The 22,870-nt window shown below is 59.7% G+C and carries 24 protein-coding genes; 12 read left to right on the top strand and 12 right to left on the bottom strand.

Annotation, left to right across the window (positions count from 1 at the left end):
- Nucleotides 1–11: 11 nt before the first annotated feature.
- From AB4Z24_RS13010 to motA, 9 genes are all read right to left on the bottom strand, one after another.
- Nucleotides 12–344 carry a flagellar hook-basal body complex protein FliE gene (locus tag AB4Z24_RS13010; protein ID WP_441708723.1) on the bottom strand — a complete coding sequence of 111 codons (333 nt, stop codon included), beginning with the start codon at nucleotides 342–344 and terminating at the stop codon, nucleotides 12–14.
- Complete coding sequence (gene flgC / locus AB4Z24_RS13005; protein WP_441708721.1) at nucleotides 341–760, bottom strand: flagellar basal body rod protein FlgC; 420 nt, start codon at nucleotides 758–760, stop codon at nucleotides 341–343. The genes AB4Z24_RS13010 and flgC overlap by 4 nt, the downstream gene beginning before the upstream one ends.
- Before the next feature lie 3 nt (nucleotides 761–763).
- Nucleotides 764–1,138, bottom strand: coding sequence for a flagellar basal body protein (locus AB4Z24_RS13000; protein WP_441708719.1), 375 nt, complete (start codon nucleotides 1,136–1,138; stop codon nucleotides 764–766).
- A 121-nt stretch (nucleotides 1,139–1,259) separates the two neighbouring features.
- A complete protein-coding gene (locus tag AB4Z24_RS12995) occupies nucleotides 1,260–1,679 on the bottom strand; it encodes a hypothetical protein (RefSeq protein ID WP_441708717.1) in 420 nt (139 codons plus the stop codon).
- 16 nt (nucleotides 1,680–1,695) lie between these two features.
- Nucleotides 1,696–2,781, bottom strand: a complete 1,086-nt coding sequence (locus AB4Z24_RS12990) for an EscU/YscU/HrcU family type III secretion system export apparatus switch protein (RefSeq protein ID WP_441708715.1) — start codon at nucleotides 2,779–2,781, stop codon at nucleotides 1,696–1,698.
- Nucleotides 2,782–2,805: 24 nt separating this feature from the next.
- Nucleotides 2,806–3,819, bottom strand: coding sequence for a FliG C-terminal domain-containing protein (locus AB4Z24_RS12985; RefSeq protein ID WP_441708713.1), 1,014 nt, complete (start codon nucleotides 3,817–3,819; stop codon nucleotides 2,806–2,808).
- A 9-nt stretch (nucleotides 3,820–3,828) separates the two neighbouring features.
- Complete coding sequence (locus tag AB4Z24_RS12980; protein ID WP_441708711.1) at nucleotides 3,829–4,257, bottom strand: FliM/FliN family flagellar motor switch protein; 429 nt, start codon at nucleotides 4,255–4,257, stop codon at nucleotides 3,829–3,831.
- A 77-nt stretch (nucleotides 4,258–4,334) separates the two neighbouring features.
- Complete coding sequence (locus AB4Z24_RS12975) at nucleotides 4,335–5,309, bottom strand: FliM/FliN family flagellar motor switch protein (RefSeq protein ID WP_441708709.1); 975 nt, start codon at nucleotides 5,307–5,309, stop codon at nucleotides 4,335–4,337.
- A 75-nt stretch (nucleotides 5,310–5,384) separates the two neighbouring features.
- Complete coding sequence (gene motA, locus AB4Z24_RS12970; RefSeq protein WP_441708707.1) at nucleotides 5,385–6,275, bottom strand: flagellar motor stator protein MotA; 891 nt, start codon at nucleotides 6,273–6,275, stop codon at nucleotides 5,385–5,387.
- A gap of 146 nt (nucleotides 6,276–6,421) precedes the next feature.
- Here motA and flgF point away from each other — a divergent pair, with 146 nt between their 5' ends.
- The 3 genes from flgF (at nucleotide 6,422) to AB4Z24_RS12955 (ending at nucleotide 9,178) form a co-directional block, all read left to right on the top strand.
- Nucleotides 6,422–7,144 (top strand): flagellar basal-body rod protein FlgF, encoded by a 723-nt coding sequence (gene flgF, locus AB4Z24_RS12965; RefSeq protein WP_441708705.1) that lies wholly within the window; start codon nucleotides 6,422–6,424, stop codon nucleotides 7,142–7,144.
- 66 nt (nucleotides 7,145–7,210) lie between these two features.
- Nucleotides 7,211–8,539: a FliI/YscN family ATPase gene (locus AB4Z24_RS12960; protein ID WP_441708815.1), complete on the top strand. Its 1,329-nt coding sequence runs from the start codon at nucleotides 7,211–7,213 to the stop codon at nucleotides 8,537–8,539.
- A 60-nt stretch (nucleotides 8,540–8,599) separates the two neighbouring features.
- Entirely contained in the window at nucleotides 8,600–9,178 is a 579-nt protein-coding gene (locus tag AB4Z24_RS12955; RefSeq protein ID WP_441708703.1) for a hypothetical protein, read from the top strand.
- Between the two features lie 12 nt (nucleotides 9,179–9,190).
- On the opposite strand, the gene AB4Z24_RS12950 is transcribed toward AB4Z24_RS12955, so the two are convergent.
- The 3 genes from AB4Z24_RS12950 to AB4Z24_RS12940 form a co-directional block, all read right to left on the bottom strand.
- On the bottom strand, nucleotides 9,191–9,928 hold the full coding sequence (locus AB4Z24_RS12950; RefSeq protein ID WP_441708702.1) for a lysozyme: 738 nt from the start codon (nucleotides 9,926–9,928) through the stop codon (nucleotides 9,191–9,193).
- A 66-nt stretch (nucleotides 9,929–9,994) separates the two neighbouring features.
- Nucleotides 9,995–11,245: a CBS domain-containing protein gene (locus AB4Z24_RS12945; protein ID WP_441708700.1), complete on the bottom strand. Its 1,251-nt coding sequence runs from the start codon at nucleotides 11,243–11,245 to the stop codon at nucleotides 9,995–9,997.
- 188 nt (nucleotides 11,246–11,433) lie between these two features.
- Nucleotides 11,434–12,402: a LysR family transcriptional regulator gene (locus AB4Z24_RS12940; RefSeq protein WP_441708698.1), complete on the bottom strand. Its 969-nt coding sequence runs from the start codon at nucleotides 12,400–12,402 to the stop codon at nucleotides 11,434–11,436.
- 117 nt (nucleotides 12,403–12,519) lie between these two features.
- Here AB4Z24_RS12940 and AB4Z24_RS12935 point away from each other — a divergent pair, with 117 nt between their 5' ends.
- The 9 genes from AB4Z24_RS12935 to glnT all read left to right on the top strand — a co-directional run bounded on the left by AB4Z24_RS12935 (nucleotide 12,520) and on the right by glnT (nucleotide 22,833).
- A complete protein-coding gene (locus AB4Z24_RS12935; protein ID WP_441708696.1) occupies nucleotides 12,520–13,782 on the top strand; it encodes a sarcosine oxidase subunit beta family protein in 1,263 nt (420 codons plus the stop codon).
- Nucleotides 13,783–13,795: 13 nt separating this feature from the next.
- Nucleotides 13,796–14,092, top strand: coding sequence for a sarcosine oxidase subunit delta (locus tag AB4Z24_RS12930; protein WP_441708694.1), 297 nt, complete (start codon nucleotides 13,796–13,798; stop codon nucleotides 14,090–14,092).
- Nucleotides 14,089–17,076 (top strand): sarcosine oxidase subunit alpha family protein, encoded by a 2,988-nt coding sequence (locus tag AB4Z24_RS12925; RefSeq protein WP_441708692.1) that lies wholly within the window; start codon nucleotides 14,089–14,091, stop codon nucleotides 17,074–17,076. Before AB4Z24_RS12930 ends, AB4Z24_RS12925 begins: the two co-directional genes overlap by 4 nt.
- Entirely contained in the window at nucleotides 17,069–17,605 is a 537-nt protein-coding gene (locus AB4Z24_RS12920; protein ID WP_441708690.1) for a sarcosine oxidase subunit gamma, read from the top strand. Before AB4Z24_RS12925 ends, AB4Z24_RS12920 begins: the two co-directional genes overlap by 8 nt.
- A 139-nt stretch (nucleotides 17,606–17,744) precedes the next feature.
- Nucleotides 17,745–18,398, top strand: coding sequence for a helix-turn-helix domain-containing protein (locus AB4Z24_RS12915; protein WP_441708688.1), 654 nt, complete (start codon nucleotides 17,745–17,747; stop codon nucleotides 18,396–18,398).
- Nucleotides 18,399–18,514: 116 nt separating this feature from the next.
- Complete coding sequence (locus AB4Z24_RS12910; protein WP_441708685.1) at nucleotides 18,515–19,411, top strand: class II glutamine amidotransferase; 897 nt, start codon at nucleotides 18,515–18,517, stop codon at nucleotides 19,409–19,411.
- A 23-nt stretch (nucleotides 19,412–19,434) separates the two neighbouring features.
- A complete protein-coding gene (locus tag AB4Z24_RS12905; RefSeq protein ID WP_290995521.1) occupies nucleotides 19,435–20,121 on the top strand; it encodes a GXGXG domain-containing protein in 687 nt (228 codons plus the stop codon).
- Nucleotides 20,121–21,458 (top strand): FMN-binding glutamate synthase family protein, encoded by a 1,338-nt coding sequence (locus AB4Z24_RS12900; RefSeq protein WP_441708682.1) that lies wholly within the window; start codon nucleotides 20,121–20,123, stop codon nucleotides 21,456–21,458. The genes AB4Z24_RS12905 and AB4Z24_RS12900 overlap by 1 nt, the downstream gene beginning before the upstream one ends.
- Nucleotides 21,459–21,525: 67 nt before the next feature.
- Nucleotides 21,526–22,833, top strand: a complete 1,308-nt coding sequence (gene glnT / locus AB4Z24_RS12895; protein ID WP_441708680.1) for a type III glutamate--ammonia ligase — start codon at nucleotides 21,526–21,528, stop codon at nucleotides 22,831–22,833.
- Nucleotides 22,834–22,870: the final 37 nt, after the last annotated feature.

The following is a 22,870-nucleotide window of genomic DNA, read 5'->3' as shown; positions in this document are numbered from 1 at the left end:
GACCTACGACCTCAAATCTGCATACGACTGATTTCTTGGTAGGCGCTGACGACCTTGTCGCGTACGGCGACGACCGTTCGAAGCGCCTGCTCGGCCTGCATGACTGCTTGCACGACCTGCTGCAACGGCGCCTTGCCTTGCATGCCGGAAATCGCGGTCGTTTCGCCTGTCTTCATCGTCGAAATGGCGTCGGCCGCCATGTTCGCCATCGTCTGCGCGAAATCGCTTTCTGGTGTGGCGACGGAAGAGACGCCAGGAGCGGCAACCGCAGCAGCGCCTTTCGACGCCGCAGCCCCACCGACGCGGTCGATTTCCGGCGATAGCATCGCGATGCTCAAGCTCATGACGGCCTCAATAGATCGATGGTCATCGAGACGATCTCGCGGACCTGTTTGATGACTTGGGTGTTGGCGGTATATGAGCGAGATGCCTCGCGCATATCTGCAAGCTCGGTGAGCATGTCGACATTGGGCATCTTAACGTAGCCCTTTGCATCGGCCGCCGGATGCCCCGGCATGTATTCCGTGCGAAATGGCGCCTGATCGCGGTCGATTTCGTCGACCTGCACCATGTCCACACCATCAATTCCGTCGGTGACGGATTGAAAGCTGACGGTCTTGCGCTGATAGGGGTCGGCGCCCGCCGTCTTCCCGGTGGTCTCAGCGTTGGCGATGTTTTCCGAGAGAACCCGCATGCGGGTCGACTGCGCGAAGAGGCCGTTCGCTGCGGCCTTGGCGGCGGAGATAAGCGGATCACTCATGGCTTAGGCCTTCGTCACCGACTGCAGCATCCGGTCGAACGTCCTCATGATCTGGGTGTTCATCGTGTAGCTGCGCATCACGTCGTTGGACTTGAGAAATTCCTGCTCGAGATTGACGTCATTGCCCGAAACGAGAACTTCAGCATCGTTGGATCCATCTTCTGCCTGACGGAACGTGCCAATGCCGGATGTGAGATGCTGCGGGTCGGTTGCCGTCATCGAGACGGATTTGCGCATAACGTCGTCGAAGCTTTCGATATCCTTCGCCTTGTAACCAGGCGTGTTGGCATTCGCGACGTTCGACGAAATTACCGATTGACGTTGTGCGAGCCATTCGTTTTGGCGAAAAGCCAGATCGAAAAGTTGCATGGGCTGCATAGAAAGGGATCCTTCATGATCTTGCCTTCCTATGTGCACCCGCTCCCTTGCGTCGGCCTGAACAGCGGTGCGGGAGTCGGCATCTTCTTTGGCGATGCGACTGGCGCGTTCAATAAACGCGTCAGTTCAGGCGCGCCTCTCCCAGCGCGTGATGCAATCGTGTGGTGTTTTGACTGGGACCGCTCGATTCGCCTTCAAACGCAATATAGGTGATTTCGACACCAGCCTCTTCGGCCTCGAGTATCAGGCGAAAGAAGACGTGCACGGACTGGTGGTGAAATTCCATATCAAGGAATACGCGCGGCAGCGAACCCCATTCCAGATGAACGTCGCCGGCATGACCGAAGGTCAACGTTTCCGGTTTGAACGACAGTTCAATCGAAGCCTGCACGAGCGAGCCGATGTTCGCGATCTGTCCGGTTTTCAAATAGCTGACAAGATCGGGAAGGTCGATCAAGCGCAGGTCGGACGCGACGGAACGAATGCTCTCGCCGAGGATCTTTTCACGAACTTCAGAATGATCGATGCGAAATGGAATCATAGCGCCTTTTTTCCCTTCACGCGCGGACAGGACCAGTCCGGTTCCGCCGCGCCTGAAGACGAAGAAGAATTTCAGCGACTGCCTTGTAGAACTCGACAGGGATCATTTGATCCACGCTTACTTTTGCATACAGCGACCTTGCGAGAGCCTTGTCTTCTATGACAGGAATATCATTTTCTTCGGCAATTTTGCGAATTGTAAGCGCGACGAGGTCCTGCCCCTTGGCAACGACCCGCGGCGCGCCTCCTTCCGAGCGGACATATCGCAGCGCCACAGCGAAGTGCGTCGGGTTAGCGATAACGAGCGTTGCGCGCGGCACTGCATGAAGCATCCGCTGGCGTGCGCGCGATCTCGCAATGGAACGGCGACGCGCTTTGATATGAGGATCGCCCTCCGACTGCTTGCGTTCATCCTTGACTTCCTGCGGCGCCATTCTGAGCGACCGGCGCCAAAGGATATGCGTGATCGGCAGGTCGAACAGCAAAAGAACGAATGACAGAATCGCCAGCGATGTCAGCAACAGCGCGACGCTCTTCTGCGAGAGTCTCAGAATGGCCGCGGGGTCGCTCCAAATCGAATTGATAAAGTCGTGCCACAGGTACATCACGACCAATGCGCTCGTGATCACGATGATGCTCAGCCGCAACGTAAGTTTCAGGAACTCGAAAGTTCCATTCATGCTGAACAGGCGCTTCAGGCCTTTTCCCGGTGACACCCTGGAAATATCCGGCATCACGCGCTTGAAGATCGGAACCGGTGGCGTCTGCAGCGTTGCCGCCAATACGCCGGCTGCCGTAAACGAGAGAACGATAGGAGCGGTCAGTAGCGCCGCGGTCTTACCGACAACATCGAAGACCATGCCGAGGTCACCGGCGTTCTGGAGGCGAATGGACCCGGCGTTCGCAAGCAACCCCATAAGGAGTTCGGCAAAGCTGGTGAGGAAGGTCTGGCCGAGCGCCGCGACCATGAGCAGCGCTGCGAGGAGGTACATAAAGTTTGTCGCCTCGCGGGAGAGCGGGATATTGCCCTCCCCTTTCGCATCAGACATTCGCTTGTCTGTTGCTTCTTCTGTGCGGCTATCTTTGTCCTGTGCTTCAGACACGATCCCGCTCCAGCGGCCTGCCGATTAGACGGCTTCCATGGATGTGCTTGAAATATCGATCGCGCCTTCGGCGGAGAGCCGCAGCACAGATTCGACCATCGCGCGCCGGGCATCGATGATATCGCGCTGAGGCACGTTTGCGGGGCTCTGCAATTCCGCTTCCGCCATGCGGCGCGCTCGCGGCGAGAGTGCCGACAGAACCTTGTTTTGCAATTCTCCATCGGCGCCCTGGAGTGCGAGAACCGTTCGCTCTACGGGAATTCCGTCCATGAGGACCGTCAGGGCCCGCGCCGGCAACCTCAACAGATCCTCGAACTTGAACAGCATCTTTCGGATCGCTTCGGCGTCCTTTGGCTTGACGCTCGCGAGGTACTGGAGCGCTTGCGCCGACTCCTCTTTGTCGAGGTTGTTCAGAATGCTCGCCAGCGACAGATGCTTATCCGAGGACCGCCGATCGTTATCGAACAGTTCTTCGTGCAGTCCGCTTTCCAGAGCTTCCACGACTTGCGGCGCGACCTGCCCGAGACCCAGCATGCGGTTCAGAAGATCGTTGCGCTCAGCGACCGGAAAGCACTTCAGTACGACCGACGCCCGTTCGCTTCCGAGCCGGTCGAGATAATAGGCTGCGACTTGCGGGGACTGCTTTTGAAAATGCGCTTGCAGCACGTCATCGGGAAGCGCTGCGAGCTGACTCCAAATGTCCAAGCGGGCGATGACCTGCTCGTTCGGGTCGCCGGACGACTTGTTCTCGGAAATGACGTCGGTAACCAGGCGCTTCACATCTTCGGCGCGGCCCAAAAACGGCGCGCCGTGGCCAAACTGGTTTTCGAACTCCTGGACGATGTTTTCGAGCTCAGCCGCGGAAATCGTCGGCATGACCTCGGCGGAGCGAACGAGGATGTTCAGCTCTTCGGGATTGAACTTCTTCAGCAGCCCGCTTGCGCGTTGTTTGCCGAGCGCGAGAAGCAGCACCCCGACCTTTTCCGGACCCGTCAATGTTCTTTCGGGCTCTAATGACGGATCGCGCATGGACAGCATGTGCCGTTATTATTTCGCAACGGGTGGCAAGGAGCCGACTTGCGTCAGCACGACACCGAAGCGAGACGTTCCTTCATTGAGAACGACAACTTCTCCGCGCGCAATCAGCCGGCCATTGACCAATATGTCGACCTGATCGCCCACCATTTTGTCGAGCTTGACGACGGATCCCTTGGCCAGCTTGGCCAAAGTTGCGACAGGCATTTTTGCAGAGCCGAGCACGACCTTCATCATCACGGGCAGGCCCATGATCAATGAGTTGTTGTTGCCGAAATCGGCTGCAGCCTCGTTCATATCGGCAGCCGCCTTGCGCAGGGTCTCCGCCAAGTCCGCGCTACTGGCTTCACCGAAATCGGCCATGCCTGCGAGCGGCTGATCGAAACCGGCTTCAGTTGCTTCCGGAGCGTTCTCCGCTTCTACTGCATTACTCGGCATCATGCCGGTCATTCCTCGTGCTAACGTATCCGACTCGAACTTTGCCATACGAAACATGCCGCAGCCTTGAGAGCACGGCCCTACAGTCCGTAGAACTCGTCTACCGATTCCCTTTGTTCATCGAATTCGTCATCGATCCTCAGGATCAGCGCATTGTCGCGCTTGCCGAGCTCGCACCAAAACAGCGGGCTCTCGTCGGCATCGAGCCGCACGCGCGACATCGACGTGAGCTCCAGCTCGACGACGGTTCCAACGGCAAACCGTTGAACCTCACCCAATGCAATCGGGCGCTCTTCAAGGACGCCGTTGAGCTCGATGAAGGAGCGAGCAATCTCCTCGGAGAGCTGCTTGGTCCAGGTCGGATCCTCGCGCGAGCGTGTGGCCGCACCCGTCACTCCGGCGGGCATCGGACCCGCGAGCAAATGGCGTACCGATTCGAGAGCCGCTTGCGGAATGACGATCGTCACGACGCCCTGATGTCCGGCGTAGTCCAGAGACAGGCGCGCGGCGATGACGGGAGAGGTCAGGGTCAGCTGCGGTTCGAGCTCAATCTTCTCGACGACCGCTCCGACATCGAAGCTGACATCGACGAGGATCGAAAAGGCGCTCGACAGGGCGCGGGCGACGCGCCGGAACAGAACGCGCAGGACATTCGCGTCGGTACGGGTTGGCGTGCGTGGCGACAGTCCGCCTTGCGGAATCCCCTCGCAGCCCGTCGCAGCTTCCACGAAAAGGGCGCTCGCGGCAGGGTCGGCTATGAAGTAGAGCCAGCTTCTCCATCTTTCGGCGCGAACCACGCCGGCAAATGCGCTCGGCTCCAGCGCGCACGTATCGGCTATGGTCGAAGCAAAGAGATCGAGGAGACGCACCTTGAACGGCAAATGCGAAAGATTGCCGATCTCTTCCGTCATCACGCGCGGCAACTGGCCGAAAATCATCTGCAAGCCCGGCAGGCGATCGGGCCGGTTTTGACCTGAAGAAAGCGCTCTCTCGAGCGATCTTTCCATTTCTAGATGAATATTGCTTGCGCCTTCGTGCAGACCGTCATTCGTCATAGCGGCCGCCCTGCGATTTTATCGCCACGCCAGCCGAGGACGGTCCGGAGAAGACGCGAAACGATGGCCGGATCATCAAGCTGCCTTTCTTTCTTGGCCCTGCTTGTTGCCCGCACCACCACCCATCGTCGCGGATTCGACCTCGTTGATCGTCGGACGTTCGTACGCCGAAATCGCCTTGCGGCCGTGTTCGATTGCGACCTGCGGCATGGCTCCGTTCATGAACGCCAGCAGCGACTGCTTGACGATGACGTACGACCGCATTTTCTTCTCGCGGACGATCTTCACCTTCGTCGCGAGAGGACCAACGACCGCATAGGAAAAGAAGATGCCGGCAAAGGTTCCGACGAGAGCCGAGGCGATGAGGTGGCCTAGGATTTCCGGGGACTGATCAATTGCGCCCATGGCCTTCACGACGCCAAGGACCGCGGCGACGATACCGAGAGCCGGCAAACCGTCGCCTACGGCAACGAGTGCGTGATAGGCCTTCAGCTTGTCGTGGCGCACCGTCTCGATTTCCTCGTCCATCAGCGATTCGATCTCGTGGGTGCGAGCGTTGCCCATGATGATCAGACGGAAATAATCGCAGATGAAGGTGGTCAGCTCCTCATTCGCCGTGACCGTCGGCGAGCGCTTGAACACCTCCGCATCCTGCGGCGCATCGATGATCATTTCCATTTCGGCCCGGGATCTGTCGCGAAGCTCGCGCATCATGAAAAAGAGCAGAGCCAGAAGCTCGATGTTCTCTTCCTGGGTCGGCGTATCGTTCCTGAAGGCCTCGAAGGCGGCCTTACCCGAGTCCTTAATCGTTTTCATCGGGTTGGCGACGACAAACGTGCCCAGCGCCGAACCGCATATGATGACGTACTCCCAGGGTTGCCAGATGACCCAAACGTGGCCGCCCATGGCGGTGAAGCCACCGAGCATACAGACGAGGGTGATGATCAGGCCGAGTAGAATGGTCACGTAAGCATTCCCAATGCCGATTTAGGCGAAAACCAATAAGGGACGCTTTGGCTTGCGCGGGACTTGCTCGCCGAGCGAGTCAGCCACCCACAAGTTCGTATCCGTAGCTTCGTGGCCAGACCGGCACTCACGAAGACGGATCTCGCATGCAATCGAATGTCTACGTCGCTCTTTCCGCGCAGATGGCTCTACAACGGCGCCTGGATACGCTCGCCAACAACGTCGCGAACACCAACACCGTGGGATTTCGCGGCGAAGAGATGTCGTTTGAGGAACTTATGGCCCCAGCCGGCAAGGATTCGGTGAGCTTCGTTTCGAAGGGCCAGAATCATCTTTCGCTCCGGACCGGCGAGGTGACGCAGACGGGCAATCCGCTCGATGTCGCTGTGAGGGGCGATGCCTTCCTCGCCATTCAAACGCCGAATGGAGTTGCCTATACGCGCGACGGGCGCATGCAGATGACGAGCGAAGGCATGCTGACGACGCTCACCGGGAACCCGGTTCTAGACGCCGGCGGTACCCCGGTGCAGCTCAATCCCAACGACCCAGCGCCGACGATCAACAAGGCGGGCACGATCGAGCAAGCGGGCAACAATCTCGGCGCGCTCGGACTTTACCGGATGCCGCGCGGAGCGACGCTGACGCGGGCCGATGGCGCGTCGGTCGTTTCCGACATTCCGCCCACTCCGGAAATCGACTTCCTCAACAATGGCGTCATGCAGGGCTACGTCGAAAAATCGAACGTCAATCCCGTCCTCGAGATGACGCACCTCATCACCATCCAGCGAAATTTTCAGGCCGTCACCAACATGCTGAGCGACACCGAGTCGTCGCTGACGGATTCGCTGAAAACTCTCGCGGGCTCCTGATCTATCGCCGGAGGACGAGTATTGATTACGGACGCCCCAGCGACGCCGTTCGACCGGTTGGATCGGATGATGGCCATGGCTTCGGCGCTGTCCCCCGCCCATCGCGTATCCGGACGCGTCGTCCGCATCAGCACGACGTTCCTCGTCGTGTCGGGACTTTCGAAGTTCGTCTCCATCGGCGATGCGGTCTCGATTGCGGGGCTAGGCGGCTCCGTGCTTGCCGAGGTCGCGACAATCGAAGCCGACTCGATCAACGTCACGCCCTTCGTTGCTGACCATCGGATCGAGCTCGGCGCCCGCGTCACGACACTGTCGGGGCCAATGACGCTTTCGCCGGACGAATCCTGGCTCGGCAGAACGTTGAATGCGTTGGGCCGGCCGATCGACGACGGCGGTCCGCTCATCAGTGGCGTTCACGCATTTCCGATCCAAGGTTCGCCACCATCGCCGCTACGCCGAAATCGGCTCGGCATGCCATTGACGACCGGCGTCAAGGCGATCGACCTCTTCACGCCCATTTGCGCGGGGCAGAGACTGGGAATTTTCGCGGGCTCGGGCGTTGGCAAATCGACGTTGCTCGCCATGCTGAGCCGCGCCCCTTCGAGCGATGTCACGGTGCTTGCTCTCGTCGGCGAGCGAAGCCGGGAGGTGAGGGACTTTCTTGACGATACGCTTGCGGCATCGCGTTCGCGCGTCGTCTCGGTCGTCGCCACGTCCGACGAGAGCCCGATGATGCGGCGTCTCGCGCCCAGTACCGCGATGTGCATCGCCGAATATTACCGGGATCGCGGAAAAAACGTCCTGCTCATCATCGATTCGTTGACGCGCTATGCCCATGCGATGCGCGAGCTGGCGCTCGCCGCCGACGAACCGCCCGTTGCGCGTGGCTATCCGCCGAGCGTCTTCAGCAACTTGCCCCGGCTGCTCGAACGTGCCGGCCCCGGCGAAGAAGGCGCTGGTACGATCACCGCAATCCTGTCCGTTCTCGTCGATGGCGACGATCATAATGATCCGATTGCCGATGCCGCGCGCGGCATCCTCGACGGCCATATCGTCCTCGATCGCGCCATCGCCAGCCAGGGGCGGCTGCCCGCAGTCGACCCGCTGGCATCGTTGTCACGATTGGCGCCGAAGATCAGAACCAAGAATCAAGCACAATTCGTAACCCAGCTCATCGAGGTCATTTCGCGTTTCGAGGATACGCGCGATCTTCGTGCCATCAGCGGCTATCGGCCAGGCACCGATGCGACGCTCGACCGTGCGATGGAAATCGTGCCGCGAGTATATGAGGCGATCAAGCAGGATCTCGACGAAGAGCCGGTCGAAGACGTGTTTGCCTACCTTTCGCAGACGTTGCCCGGCGGGCAAAAGCCGGGAGCCCAACCTTCACGTTAGGAGCGCTGTTCGTAGCTTAAGGTATCGAGATAGGAATCTTGATTTCGAGGCGGAACGACCATGGTGAACAATGCGGAGACAATTGGCGCGCTGATCGTCAACGAAACGCTTCTGCGTGGCGAGCGGCAACTTCTGAGCAATCGGAATCCATCCTCCAGTCAGGACATGGGAGGCGAGGCATCTCCCCCGGCGGCCCCGCCGATTTCGCACAACGATAAAGCCATGGCGCCGGTTCTGTTGACACTGCTCGACGAACAACTCAACGGCAAGATCGCCGACGAAACACGCCGGATCGGCGCGCACGAGGGCGAGGTCGCATCGTCGCCGAACCGTATCGCGGCTCGCTACGTCGATGATGAGCAAGTGTTTCGCGCCGATCCTCCTGTTGCAGGAACCGCAATTCCACTCGGCCTCAACCATCCGCATATCGCGCAGACAGCGCCTTCCCCTGATCTGCAGTTCTTCTTGCAGCGATTTCTGATCGGCAAGACGCGGAGCATTCAGGCGGACGAGCGGGGATTCCGCGGCGGGGAGAATGGACCCAAAGCTTCTGCCGATCCATCAATGGTGAAAGTCGCCAGCGCCGCCGTTGGCATCGCGACGGTTCTGATCGTTATTGCGATCACATACTTCCGTTAGAAAGGGTTTGGCTCAACCCGCTTTCACGACGTCGCGATCTTGCGCCTTCTGATCGGACTGGCGATCCGATTTTTTCGTGTCGGCCTCATCGCGTGCCGCTCCCGCGCTTGGCATTTTCGACAGTAACGCCAAGAGCATTTGATCGCTGGTGAGGCTAGCGAAGGGCTCAACGCTCAAATCGGTCGACGATGCCGCCGATGCTGTGACGGGCCGCGCGGTCACCGGAGCGGCGCTTGCGGGTGTCAAATCGGAAAGCGCTCCGTCCGAAGATGCCGATGCGCCGCTGGCTGCAGCAGCCATCGCAGCGAAACTGGCATTTGCGACCTGTGCGGTTGGCAGGCCCTGGCCGAACCACGAAACTTCCTGAAGCCGGCGCTGCACGAGGCCGTCCAGGACGTTGCCGCCAGCCTTGTTGTACTGGAGGAATAGCGAACGGGCGGTATCGAGGTCGCCGCTCGCGACGGCCTTTCCAAGCCCGCTCTGGCTCCAGGCCGTGCCAGCATTGTACGTGAGAGATGTCAGGGCGGCTTTGCTGCCGGCGTCGAGATCCGGAGCGAACTTGTTGACGAAGTCCGCTGACTTTTTGATCTCGTCGGAGAAGCGCCGATCCGCCTCGTCCTTATCGATGACTTCGCCCGCGAAGCGCGCGCGAGTGCCATAGCCGTTGGTGTTCTGGGCATAATCCCAACGGGCTTTGGCTGTGTAGCCTTCGAACTGCTTTATGGCATTGAGATAGCTTGCGTCGACCATATCCGATGCTTTGGCACGGAGACCTTGCGGCAAGCTGGTGTCGAGCGTTGAGCCCTGAGCCGAAGTCTAGCGCCGCGAGCGCGCGACGTCTCTCAGCACGCTGGCTTCGAGTTGTACTTCATCCAAGCGATGTTTCAGAACGTCGCCGATACTGATCAGGCCGACGACCTTGCCTTCGACGACGACCGGCAAATGCCGAATGCGCCGTTGTGTCATGACATTTGCAACGGCGGCGACGCGGTCGTCGGGCGCACACGTAACGACCGAGCGGGTCATCAAGTTGGCAACCCGCATTTGCGGCAGATCCATGCCGAATTCGTCGATGCCGCGGGCCAGATCTCTTTCGGAAATGATCCCCTCAAGACAGCCCTTGCTGTCCAATACGAGCATCGCGCCGACCGATTCTTTTCTGAAACTATGAGCCAAGGCGCGCATCGTGGCATTGGCCTCGATCGTCTTAACCGCCGACCCTTTCGTCTTCAAAATGTCGGAGACTTTCATCTGATCGCTCCAATCAAGTCCCGTCAGCCCTTCGCACTTACTCGCGTGCAGACGGTATAACATCGCCAAAAGATCAGCCCGGTCTTCGGGGGTGAGGGGATCGTGGGGATTGCGATCGCGCGCCGCGAGCAGACTCGTCAGATCGTCCACACACACCGAATCTTCGCTAAAAGCCGGGCTTTCACGACAGAATGCGCTTCGCGTCGTGATGACGGAATAGCCCGCTGCCTTCGCTGCGAGCGTGCCGCGGCTACCGCCCTCAATGACGAGACTGTGCTTGGGATCGATGCCCAGTGCCGAACGCGCTTCGGTATAGAGTCTTTCGCACTCGCCCTTGCCTTCCTTGTCGCCGGAGAGGACGCTATCGAAGAGCGTCCGCCCGCGATCGCCGAAAAGTCTCGTGAGCAAGCGCTCTGTGTCTTTGGGATCGAGCAGCGAAACCAGGATCAGCCGAAGCCCGTCGCCGCGAGCCGTGATGATCAAGTCGCGAATGCCCGGGCGGGGCTCGATGGCCGTCGTCGAAAGCATCTCGCCAAAAAGTTTCGAGGCGCGGCGATGCATCGCGTGGATAAGGAACGACAGATCCTGGGTCTCAGGTTTGCCGCGAAGGATCGAGCGGACGTAATGCGCCATCCGCGCCTCGCCGCTCCCGAGTTTGGCGGTGAGCGCAAATCCTTCTCGATCGCAAGACCACTCAAATCCGGCTTCAGAAAACGTCTGTGCGAACGCTCGCCGGCGTACGTCTTCCGTTTCAGCTAGAGCACCGTCTGCTCGAATGATGATCGCCTGCAGCGTCATCTGCCAGTGATTATCCAATCTGGATTCAAGTATGTGGGAAAGGTACTCCCAGTTCAGGGGCGCGCCAACGCGACGTAAGGTCTGGGAGATGGGTCATCACGTGGGCCAAATTGCCCCGCGAAGACGGCCCTTCATACACTTCGCACTGCAACAGCCGCCGCTTAAACGGCCGGGCGGTGAGAAGACACGCGCACGGCGTAAATTAATCAGGTGCGCAGGTCGGCATCGAGCCACGGCATCGAGGCTCGAAGCGGGGAGAGTGTGGATGCCTCGAGCGACGTTTTGCATGCTTTGGTTAAATCGCGGGGCAGGGTCCCAAGCTCTTGCTTGCGGCTCACCAGCGTCAAGGTTCGTTTCAGCTGCGGACCGGGCAACGGTGCGGTTCGAACATCGCTACCGGCGAGCGCCGCCTCGGCGAGGCAGATCGGCGTCGTGATCGCGAAGCCCTTGCCGCGCGCGACCATGTCGCTCACCCCAAACGGGGTATCGAACTCAAGTCCCGGCGGGAGGTCGACATGCAGCCGGCGGAGATGGCGTTCGATGTCGATGCCGGTTTTGGAGCGGGCGCTATAGCGAATGAACGGAAGCTTTTCTGCGCAGGCCTCGAGTTCCTCGACGGAACGGGGAATTTTCTGCTTCGGCGGCAGCACAAGTATGTAAGGCTCGGTCACAATTTCGTGGCGATCGAAGCCCTCGACGTCGCTCATATCGTCGACGCCGATGAAAAGGTCGAGATTTCGCGTCAAAAGGGCGCCTGCGTGGGCGGCCGTCAGTCCGGACTGCACCGAGACGTGCTCGGCGTGCGAGACGAGAAAAGTCGCGATTGGGCCCGTCAACGCGCGCGACAGGCTGTCAACCAATCCGGCGCGGATCAGGGCCAGGCGGCCGCGTGCGGTGTGCCTGATAGCGGTCGCAATCTGCCGCGCTTCTGAAATGAGCGCGGACGCGCGCTGGCGCATCAGCTCGCCAGCGGGCGTCAACGCGAGGGGCCGGACGCTACGGTCGAACAGCTTCACGCCGATGCGCGATTCCAGATCGGCAACGGCTTGGGAGATGGCTGGCTGCGTCATAGCCAGCTTCTGGGCGGCGAGCGCCATGGAGCGCGCTTCGCAGACGCCGAGGAAAGCCTCCAGGACGTGGAGATCGAATGGGAGCCGTGTGGGGCGCGTTGCCATAGCCTCGTAGTATAAGTATTTCTTATATTAGCGTCAATTACGGCGCGATATATAAGCTTAGCCGTTGGTCCACGACGCGCCGGACTCCCCGGTTCGCGTGAAATTGCAGAGCATCTTATGCCGCGCTTAGATCGCTATTCCATCTTTTCAGTATTTCTCGAGGGCCTCCGCGGGCAGACCGGGTGGGGTCCCGCCTGGCGCCAGGCAACACCCAAGCCGAACTACGATGTCGTCATCGTCGGCGGCGGTGGGCACGGCCTCGCGACGGCTTACTACCTCGCGAAACGCTATGGCGTGAGAAACATCGCCGTGGTCGAAAAGGGCTGGATCGGTTCCGGCAACGTCGGCCGCAACACGACCATCGTTCGCTCGAATTATCTGCTCCCCGGGAATATCCCGTTCTACGAGACGAGCATGAAGCTCTGGGAAGGCCTGGAGCAGGATCTGAACTACAATGCGATGGTCTCGCAGCGCGGCGTTCTGAACCTTTATCATTCCGACGCCCAGCGCGACGCCTATGCCCGGCGCGGGAATGCCATGCGTCTTCACGGGATCGACGCCGAACTGCTCGATCGCGACGCCGTGCGGTCGATGTATCCGTGGCTCAACTACGACAACGCGCGCTTCCCGATCCAGGGCGGCCTTCTGCAGCGGCGTGGCGGTACGGTGCGGCACGACGCCGTCGCCTGGGGTTATGCACGTGGCGCCGACCGGCTCGGGGTCGATATCATCGAGAATACGGAAGTTACCGGATTTCGTATTTCAAATGGCAAAATTAGCGGTATCGAGACGACAAGCGGATTTATCGGTGCGAATAAGGTCGGATTAGCCGTTGCAGGAAATTCCTCCCGAGTGGCTGGAATGGCCGGTTTGACGCTTCCGATTGAAAGCCATGTCTTGCAGGCATTCGTTTCGGAAGGAATCAAGCCATTCATCGATGGCGTCGTGACATTCGGTGCCGGGCATTTCTACGTTAGCCAATCGGACAAGGGCGGACTGGTCTTCGGCGGCGACATCGACGGTTACAATACTTACGCGCAGCGGGGTAACCTTCCGGTCGTCGAGGACGTCCTCGAAGGCGGGATGGCGCTGATGCCGCGGATCGGCCGGGTGCGCCTGCTGCGCTCCTGGGGCGGCATCATGGACATGAGCATGGACGGTTCGCCGATCATCGATCGGACGCCGATCGACGGGCTCTTCTTCAACGGCGGCTGGTGCTACGGCGGCTTCAAGGCAACGCCGGCTTCGGGATTGTGCTTCGCGCACCTTATCGCGCGCAATGAATCGCACGAGGTGGCGCGGGCCTATCGCCTCGATCGCTTCCGCACCGGCCACATGATCGATGAGAAGGGCATGGGCAATCAGCCCAACCTGCACTGAAGGCGACCCCAACATGCGCATCAATTGTCCCCATTGCGGTCAACGCAGTAACGACGAATTTTCGTATCTCGGAGATGCGAGCATCGTCCGGCCCGATCCAGCCGCTCCTAATGCCAATGAAGCCTTTTATGCTTTCGGGTATGAGCGCGCGAATATCGCCGGCCCGATGCAAGAGCTCTGGTATCACGCTGCCGGATGCCACGCCTGGCTCGTTGTAACTCGCGATACGCGCAATCACGAAATTCTGGACGTCAAATCCGCTCAAGAGGTCGCCCTCGAGCGGCAGAAAGCTGCGGGCACGGCTCAATGACACAATCGGCTCAAACTGCACGGCTCAAAGATCGCGGGTTGATCGACCGCTCGCAGTCTCTCACCTTCACCTTCGATGGCGTTCCCTACAACGGCTATGCTGGCGATACCCTGGCTTCCGCACTGCTCGCCAATGGCGTTCGCCTGGTCGGCCGATCGTTCAAATACCATCGTCCCCGGGGCATCCTGACTTCAGGCTCCGAAGAGCCGAATGCTCTCGTCGAGCTTCGCTCCGGCGCGCGTCGTGAGCCCAATACGAAGGCGACCATCACCGAACTCTATGACGGCCTCGAAGCGAAGAGCCAGAACCGGTTCCCGTCGCTGTCGCTCGACCTGCTCGCCGTCAATGGACTTCTTTCGCCATTTCTTTCGGCCGGATTCTACTACAAGACCTTCATGTGGCCGGCGTCCTTCTGGGAGAAGTTCTACGAGCCGATGATCCGGCGCGCGGCGGGTCTTGGCCGGGCTGCACAGGAGCACGATCCCGACAGCTACGATAAGGCTTTTGCATTCTGCGACGTACTTGTCGTGGGATCGGGTCCCGCCGGATTGATGGCGGCGCTCACGGCGGCACGCACAGGTGCAAGGGTCATTCTCGTCGATGAAAGCTTTGCATTCGGCGGAAGGCTGCTGAGCGACGTTCGGACCGTCGGCGGCGTGAAAGGCGCAGATTGGGTCAATTCAGTCATCGCTGAGCTGAAGTCGTTTCCCGGCGTTCAATTGATGCCGAGAACGACTGTCTTCGGCGCCTACGATTCCGGCACATTCGGAGCCGTCGAACGCGTTGCCGATCACGTCCCCGTCCCGGCCGCAGGTGTGCCCCGGCAACGGCTTTGGCGCATTGTTGCGAAGCATACCATCATCGCCCAAGGCGCGTTGGAACGTCCGATCGTGTTCGGGAACAACGATCGCCCCGGCGTCATGCTCGCAAGCGCCGTACGCACCTATATCAACCGCTTCGGCGTCAAGCCCGGCGAAACCGCTGTCGTCTTTGCGAACAACGACGACGGCGCGAGCACGATCGAAGACCTGGTCGGGGCGGGCATTCGCGTCACTGCTCTCGTCGATACGCGCACGGTGCTACAGCCGGCAACCAAATCGTTCGCGCGCAAGCACGGCATTCGCATCTTCGAAGGCGCTGCCGTTGCCGATGCCATCGGATCTTCGCGCGTCACCGGCGCCCGCATCGTCGCGGCGGACGGCACGTCGCAAAACATTGCGTGCGATCTCATCGCGGTCTCTGGCGGCTTCAATCCGAGCGTTCAGGTCACGACCCATCTCGGCGGCCGTGCGCAGTGGCAGCAGGAACTGGCTGCATTCGTTCCCGGCGCGTTGCCAAAGGGAATGGCTGTCTCCGGCTCCGCAAAGGGCACTTTTGGTCTTGCTTCCTGCCTCAAAGAAGGTGCTCAGGCGGGCGCTGCCGCCGCCGTGGCAAGCGGGTTCCAAGAAAAGGGCGCAGCTGTTCCCGCGGCAGACGACGAGCCCAGCGATATCGCAGCTTTCTGGCACGTCCAGTCTGCCAAGCATAAGGCGTTCGTCGATCAGCAGAACGACGTCACGGCCGCCGACGTCGCCTTGGCGGAACGCGAAGGTTTTCGCTCGGTCGAACACCTGAAGCGCTATACGACACTCGGCATGGCGACCGATCAGGGCAAGACGTCGAACGTCAACGGCCTCGCGATCCTGGCGCAGCTGACAGGCAAAACCATTGCGGCGACCGGCGCGACCTCGGCGCGTCCGCCATACACGCCCGTTTCGCTCGGCGTCCTCGCTGGCGAGCATCGTGGCAAACATTTCAAGGCAACGCGTCTCACGCCATCGCACGATTGGGCCAAAGAGCGTGGCGCCGTATTCATCGAAACCGGCATGTGGCTGAGGGCTCAATATTATCCTAAGCCCGGCGAGAACGATTGGCTGACGACGGTTTGCCGCGAAGTGAACACGGTTAGAAATGCCGTCGGCGTTTGCGATGTCTCGACGCTCGGCAAGATCGAGATTCACGGCACCGACGCCGGCAAGTTCCTCGACCGTGTCTATATCAACATGATGAGCACTCTCGGTGTCGGCAAAGCCCGCTACGGCATGATGCTGCGGGAAGACGGCATCGCGATGGATGACGGAACCGCAGCGCGTTTCGCGGACGACCGCTACTTCATCACTACGACGACGGCGAATGCGATCAAGGTTCTGCAGCATCTCGAACTCTGCCGCCAATGGTACTGGCCGGACCTCGATGTGCAGCTTTTCCCGGTGAGCGATCAGTGGGCGCAGTATTCCGTCGCCGGTCCTCGCGCTCGCGATTTGCTTGCGAAGCTCGTGGACGCGCCCTTCGACATCTCGAACGCGGCTTTCCCCTATATGGCGGTCGCTGAACTCACCGTGATGGGCGGCATCAAAGCGAGACTCTACCGGCTCTCGTTCTCGGGCGAGATGGCTTACGAAATCGCCGTTCCGGCACGCCATGGCGATCGCCTGATGCGCACTCTGATGGCGAAAGGCGAAGAATTCGGCGTCACGCCTTACGGAACGGAAGCTCTCGGCGTCATGCGCATCGAGAAGGGACACGTTGCCGGTCCGGAACTCAACGGCACGACGACGGCTGCTGATCTCGGGCTCGGCAAGATGGCATCGACGAAAAAAGACTTTGTCGGCCGCGTACTTTCGCAACGGCCCGGACTCGCCGATCCTACCCGTCCCCGCGTCGTCGGCTTCAGGCCTGTCGACAGGTCCGTACGCCTTCGGGGCGGCGCGCATTTCATCGGCAAGAGCGATGCTGCCGTCGCGAAAAACGATCAGGGTTATATGACCTCAGTCGCCTACTCGCCGTCGCTCGGTCACTGGATCGGCTTGGGCTTTTTATCAAACGCCGAGTCTCGAATGGGCGAGATCCTGAGAGCTTTCGATCCCGTTCGAAATGGCGACGTCCTCGTCGAAGTGGTTCCGGCTACATTTGTTGACGTTGAAGGAGCGAGACTGCGTGTCTGAGCTTGCAAACCATACCAAAACGGCGCGTGCGTCCGACCTCATCGAGCGCAACGATGTCACCGTCATGAATATCGCCGCCCGTCGCGGCGCTCGCGCTTCGCTGGACGAACGCGCTCGCGCGACCTTCGGAGTATCGCTGCCGTCGACGCCAAAAGCCGTCGAAGCTGGCGGGGCGCTGATCGTCTGGGCAGGTCCCGATCAATGGCTCATTATTCAGAAAGACGAAGCCGGTCGCGACCACTATTCTGAACTTGCGAAGACATTCAATGGATTGGCGTCGCTCGTTGACGTTACCGAAAGCCGAACGATTTTTAGAATTTCCCAGGCACGTCCGTCCCCTGTCCTTTCACGGAGCATGGGTATTGATTTTCACGATGACGCTTTCAAACCTGGAGACGTCGCGATTACACACGTTTCGCATCTCGGGGTTATCGTCTGGCGGCTTCCCGATGGTACAGCGTACGATTTCGCCTGCGCCCGTACTTATTCACGGGATTTCGGGGATTGGCTCCGAAAAGCAAAAGCCTGACCAATAATAGGCCCTTTTTCCGGACCTGCGTCCTTCCGGCAATAGACAATTTCTATTTGGGTAGTGGCATAATGCTTCCCGACGTGCGAACTTGTTTTTTTAATAATGATTTGAACCGCCGTATCCGGCGGAAGGCTTCATGTCAGATAAAACGCGCAAAAACCCTATTGCTCTTCTGGAGCCGGAACCCCTAGCAACTGGCTCGAATGCTCCGGGCGCTGCCGAGCACACTTTAGAGCAAGCGATCGGACATCAGGTCCGTCACCATCGCAAACACGCGGGTTTGACAGTCGCGGAGCTTGCCACCGCGGCTCAGATCTCACCCGGCATGCTGTCGAAGATCGAAAACGGCCAGATCTCGCCATCGCTCGGCACGCTGCAGATGCTGGCTTCGGCGTTGAATATACCGTTGACGGTGCTGTTTGCCTCTTTCGAACAGCGTCGTGATTGCTCGTATGTGAGGGCTGGTGAAGGCGTAGTCATCCGCCGGCGCGGGACGAAAGTCGGGCATCAGTACCAGCTTCTCGGCCACTCACTCGATGGACCCGTCGTTATCGAGCCTTATCTCATCACGCTGACCGATGATGCGGTTGCTTACACGGGCTTTCAGCACGAAGGCGTCGAATTCATCTTCATGCTCACGGGCGAAGTGGAGTACGCGCACGCCGATCGCAGCTACCTTCTTGCGCAGGGTGATGCGATCCTTTTCGATAGTGCGGCGCCGCATGGGCCGGCGCGCCTCATCAAGACCCCGATGACCTACCTTTCCATCATTATTTACCCACGCCCCTGACGAACCGCGCCTCCACCGCATTTCTCTCAGAGAAAACTTCTTTCTTCTGAGTTGACAATCCGAACACCGATTGTTACGGTGTAGGTCCGTTCCTTCGCGGCCCTTTGGAGGCAATCATGTGCGGAATCGTCGGACTATTTCTAAAAAACCCAAAAATGGAGCCGCAGCTCGGCCAGCTACTTTCTGGCATGCTGTCGACGATGTGCGAGCGAGGGCCGGACTCGGCTGGGTTCGCCGTCTATGGCTCCGGTACTGAAGGTCGATCAAAAATCACGCTGCAGTCAGCGACTGCTGTGGAAGACTTCGCGAAGCTCAAAGCTGCTCTCGCGAAAGACAAGAAATTGGATGCTCAGCTTACCACCAAGGACACGCACGCTGTTCTCAGCGTTCCGTCGGATAAGCTTGATGACGTCCGAGCACTGCTCAGCGCGGACTTCCCGTCGATCCGCATCATGGCGACCGGCGAGAATATCGAAATCTACAAGGAGGTCGGCTATCCGACCGAGGTCGCCAAGCGCTTCGATCTCGCCCACATGTCGGGCTCGCATGCAATCGGCCACACGCGCATGGCCACCGAGTCTGCCGTAACGACGCTCGGCGCGCATCCCTTCTCGACGGGCGCGGACGAGTGCCTCGTGCACAACGGCTCACTTTCCAACCACAACAGCCTGCGCCGCGAGCTCATTCGCGACGGCATGAAGTTCAACACTGAGAACGACACCGAGGTCGCCGCTTCCTATCTCACGTGGCGCATGAAGCAGGGCATGAACCTCGGCCAGGCGCTTGAGAAGAGCCTCGACGATCTCGACGGCTTCTTCAATTTCGTCGTGGGCACGAAGGAAGGGTTTGGCGTCGTGCGCGATCCGATCGCGTGCAAACCAGCAGTCATGGCGGAAACCGACGACTACGTTGCGTTCGGTTCGGAATATCGCGCGCTCGCAGGCTTGCCTGGAATCGACAAGGCGAAGGTCTGGGAACCGGAACCGTCAACCGTTTACTTCTGGCAACGCTGATGCAGCAGTTAATTGGGGACCTTATGCGAACGTTTGATCTGGCTCAGAGCCCGTTACGCGAACTGAACGAAGAGCTGCATCGGCAAACCGATGGCTCTAATCAACCTCAGTGGGAAATCGTAAATCCGCGCGGCGGTCATGCCATTGCCGTCGGCCTCGATGCCCCCGTCAAAGTCGATATCCGCGGTAGCGTTGGATATTACTGCGCGGGAATGAACAAGAAGGCCTCCGTGACGGTACATGGCTCGGCAGGCCCCGGCGTTGCCGAGAACATGATGTCCGGACGTGTGGTCATCAAAGGTGATGCGAGCCAGTACGCAGGCGCTACCGGCAGAGGTGGGCTTCTCGTCATCGAAGGCAATGCATCGTCCCGGTGCGGCATTTCGATGAAGGGCATCGATATCGTCGTCAAGGGTAATATCGGGCACATGTCCGCCTTCATGGCGCAGTCGGGCCACCTCGTCGTTCTCGGCGATGCGGGCGACGCCTTGGGGGATTCCATCTACGAAGCGCAGCTCTTCGTTCGCGGCAAAGTGAAAAGCCTCGGCGCCGACTGCATCGAGAAAGAGATGCGCCCCGAACATCAGGAGGCTCTCACCAAGCTTCTCGCAGATGCCGGAATAAAGGACGCCAAAGCTTCGGAATTCCGCAGATATGGCTCTGCGCGCAAGCTTTATAACTTCAACATCGACAACGCGGATGCTTACTGATGTCGCCGAAAATCCCGCTTACGACACCACGCCCCTCGGCTACGTTCGATGATTACACGCTCTCGGAAATCCGACGCGCGGCATCGACCGGCATCTACGATATCCGCGGAGGCGGCGCGAAGCGCCGTGTACCGCACTTCGACGATCTTCTGTTTCTCGGCGCCTCCGTATCGCGCTATCCTCTCGAAGGCTATCGCGAGCGCTGCAGCACGAGCGTGACGCTCGGCACGCGGTTCGCCAAGAAGCCGATCGAGCTCAAAATTCCGATCACGATTGCAGGCATGAGCTTCGGCGCACTGTCGGCAAATGCGAAGGAAGCCCTCGGCCGTGGCGCCTCGATCGCAGGCACCTCGACGACAACGGGCGACGGCGGCATGACGCCGGAGGAACGCGGTCAGTCGAAGACACTCGTCTATCAGTACTTGCCATCGCGCTACGGCATGAACCCTGATGATCTGCGCAAGGCGGATGCGATCGAAGTCGTCGTCGGTCAGGGCGCCAAGCCAGGCGGTGGCGGCATGCTGCTCGGTCAGAAGATTTCGGATCGCGTCGCCGAGATGCGCAACCTGCCGAAGGGCATCGACCAGCGCTCGGCTTGTCGCCATCCCGATTGGACGGGTCCGGACGATCTTGAAATCAAGATCCTCGAAATCCGTGAAATCACGGACTGGCAGAAGCCAATCTACGTGAAGGTCGGCGGTACGCGTCCCTACTACGACGTTGCTCTTGCCGTCAAAGCAGGCGCCGACGTCATCGTTCTCGACGGTATGCAGGGCGGCACCGCCGCCACGCAGGAAGTGTTCATCGAGAACGTCGGCCTGCCGACACTCGCTTGCATCCGGCCGGCCGTTCAGGCCTTGCAGGATCTGGGCATGCACCGCAAGGTTCAGCTCATCGTGTCGGGCGGTATTCGCAACGGTGCCGACGTTGCCAAGGCGCTGGCGCTTGGCGCTGACGCCGTCGCGATCGGCATGGCAGCGCTGGTTGCTCTGGGCGACAACGATCCAGCACTCGATGCTGAATACGCGAAGCTGGGCACGAAAGCCGGCTGCTACGATGATTGGCACGAAGGCCGCGATCCGGCGGGTATCACAACCCAGGATCCCGAACTTTCGAAGCGCCTCGACCCCGTACGGGCCGGACGCCGTCTCGCCAATTACCTGAAGGTCATGACGCTCGAAGTACAGACGATCGCTCGCGCTGCTGGACACAACAACATCCACAATCTCGAGCCCGAAGATCTCTGTGCATTGACGATCGAAGCCGCTGCAATGGCCCGCGTCCCCCTCGCAGGAACGTCTTGGATACCCGGAGTAACAGGATCGGGCGGCTTATAAGCCGCCCCTTTTTTTGAACACCGGCAAGAGAAATAATCAAAGAACACCAGAGTTGAGGAAACTAAGTATGGCTCAAGATCTCGCCCAGCTCGCTAAAGAGCGCGGCATTCGCTACTTCATGATCTCGTATACGGACCTTTTCGGTTCGCAGCGCGCCAAGCTCGTTCCTTCGTCGGCGATTGCCGACATGCAGAAGGACGGTGCAGGTTTCGCTGGATTTGCGACCTGGTTCGACATGACGCCTGCACACCCCGATCTCTTCGGTCTGCCGGACGCCTCGTCAGTCATTCAGCTGCCGTGGAGGAAGGAAGTCGCGTGGGTCGCCGCCGATTGCGTGATGGAAGACAAGCATGTTGCGCAGGCGCCGCGCGTCGTTCTGAAGAAGGTCGCGGCAGAAGCTGCTGAACTTGGCCTTTACGTGAAGACCGGTGTCGAGTGCGAGTTCTTCCTGACTACTCCGGATGGCTGCGAGATATCCGATAGCAAAGATACCGCCGCGAAGCCCTGCTACGATCAGCAGGCCTTGATGCGCCGCTACGATGTCATCGCAGAAATTTGCGATTACATGCTCGAACTCGGCTGGGGTCCGTACCAGAACGACCACGAGGACGCGAACGGCCAGTGGGAAATGAACTGGAACTTCGACGATGCTCTGCTCACCGCGGACCGGCATTCGTTCTTCAAGTTCATGACGCGCTCGATCGCTGAAAAGCATGGCTTGCGCGCGACGTTCATGCCGAAGCCGTTCCCGAACCTCACCGGCAACGGCTGCCATGCCCACATCTCCGTCTGGGACAAGGACGGGAAGACCAACATGTTCTACGACGGGCATGATGAAATGGGCCTGTCGCAGCAGGGCTACAACTTCCTCGGCGGCATCATGAAACATGCTGAGGCTCTCGCTGCAATCACCAACCCGACGGTCAACTCGTATAAGCGCATCAACGCACCGCGCACCACATCGGGCGCAACGTGGTCGCCGAACTCGGTCACATGGACCGGCAACAACCGCACGCACATGGTTCGCGTGCCGGGCAAGGGCCGCTTCGAGTTGCGCCTACCGGACGGCGCCGCAAATCCCTATCTGATGCAGGCTGTGATCATTGCCGCCGGCCTCGATGGTATTCGTTCGAAGGCACATCCCGGCAAGCGCTACGACATCGATATGTACCAGGAAGGGCATTTGGTGACAGACGCGCCGCGCCTGCCGCTGAACCTGCTCGACGCGATCCGCGCCTTCGATAAGGACACTTCGCTCAAGGCCGCTCTCGGTGACGAATTCTCCGCGGCCTACATCAAGCTCAAGCTGAAAGACTGGAATTCCTTCGCCTCACATTTCACGCAGTGGGAGAAGGACCATACGCTCGACTGCTAAACTTGCGTTCCTCCACGAGCAACTGTCCCCGGCCACA

The organism is Hyphomicrobium sp. 2TAF46 (assembly GCF_052114865.1).
Classification (GTDB): Bacteria; Pseudomonadota; Alphaproteobacteria; order Rhizobiales; family Hyphomicrobiaceae; genus Hyphomicrobium_B.
The sequence above is the reverse complement of the archived record's forward strand: the minus strand, read 5'-3'. Positions and strand labels throughout refer to the sequence as shown.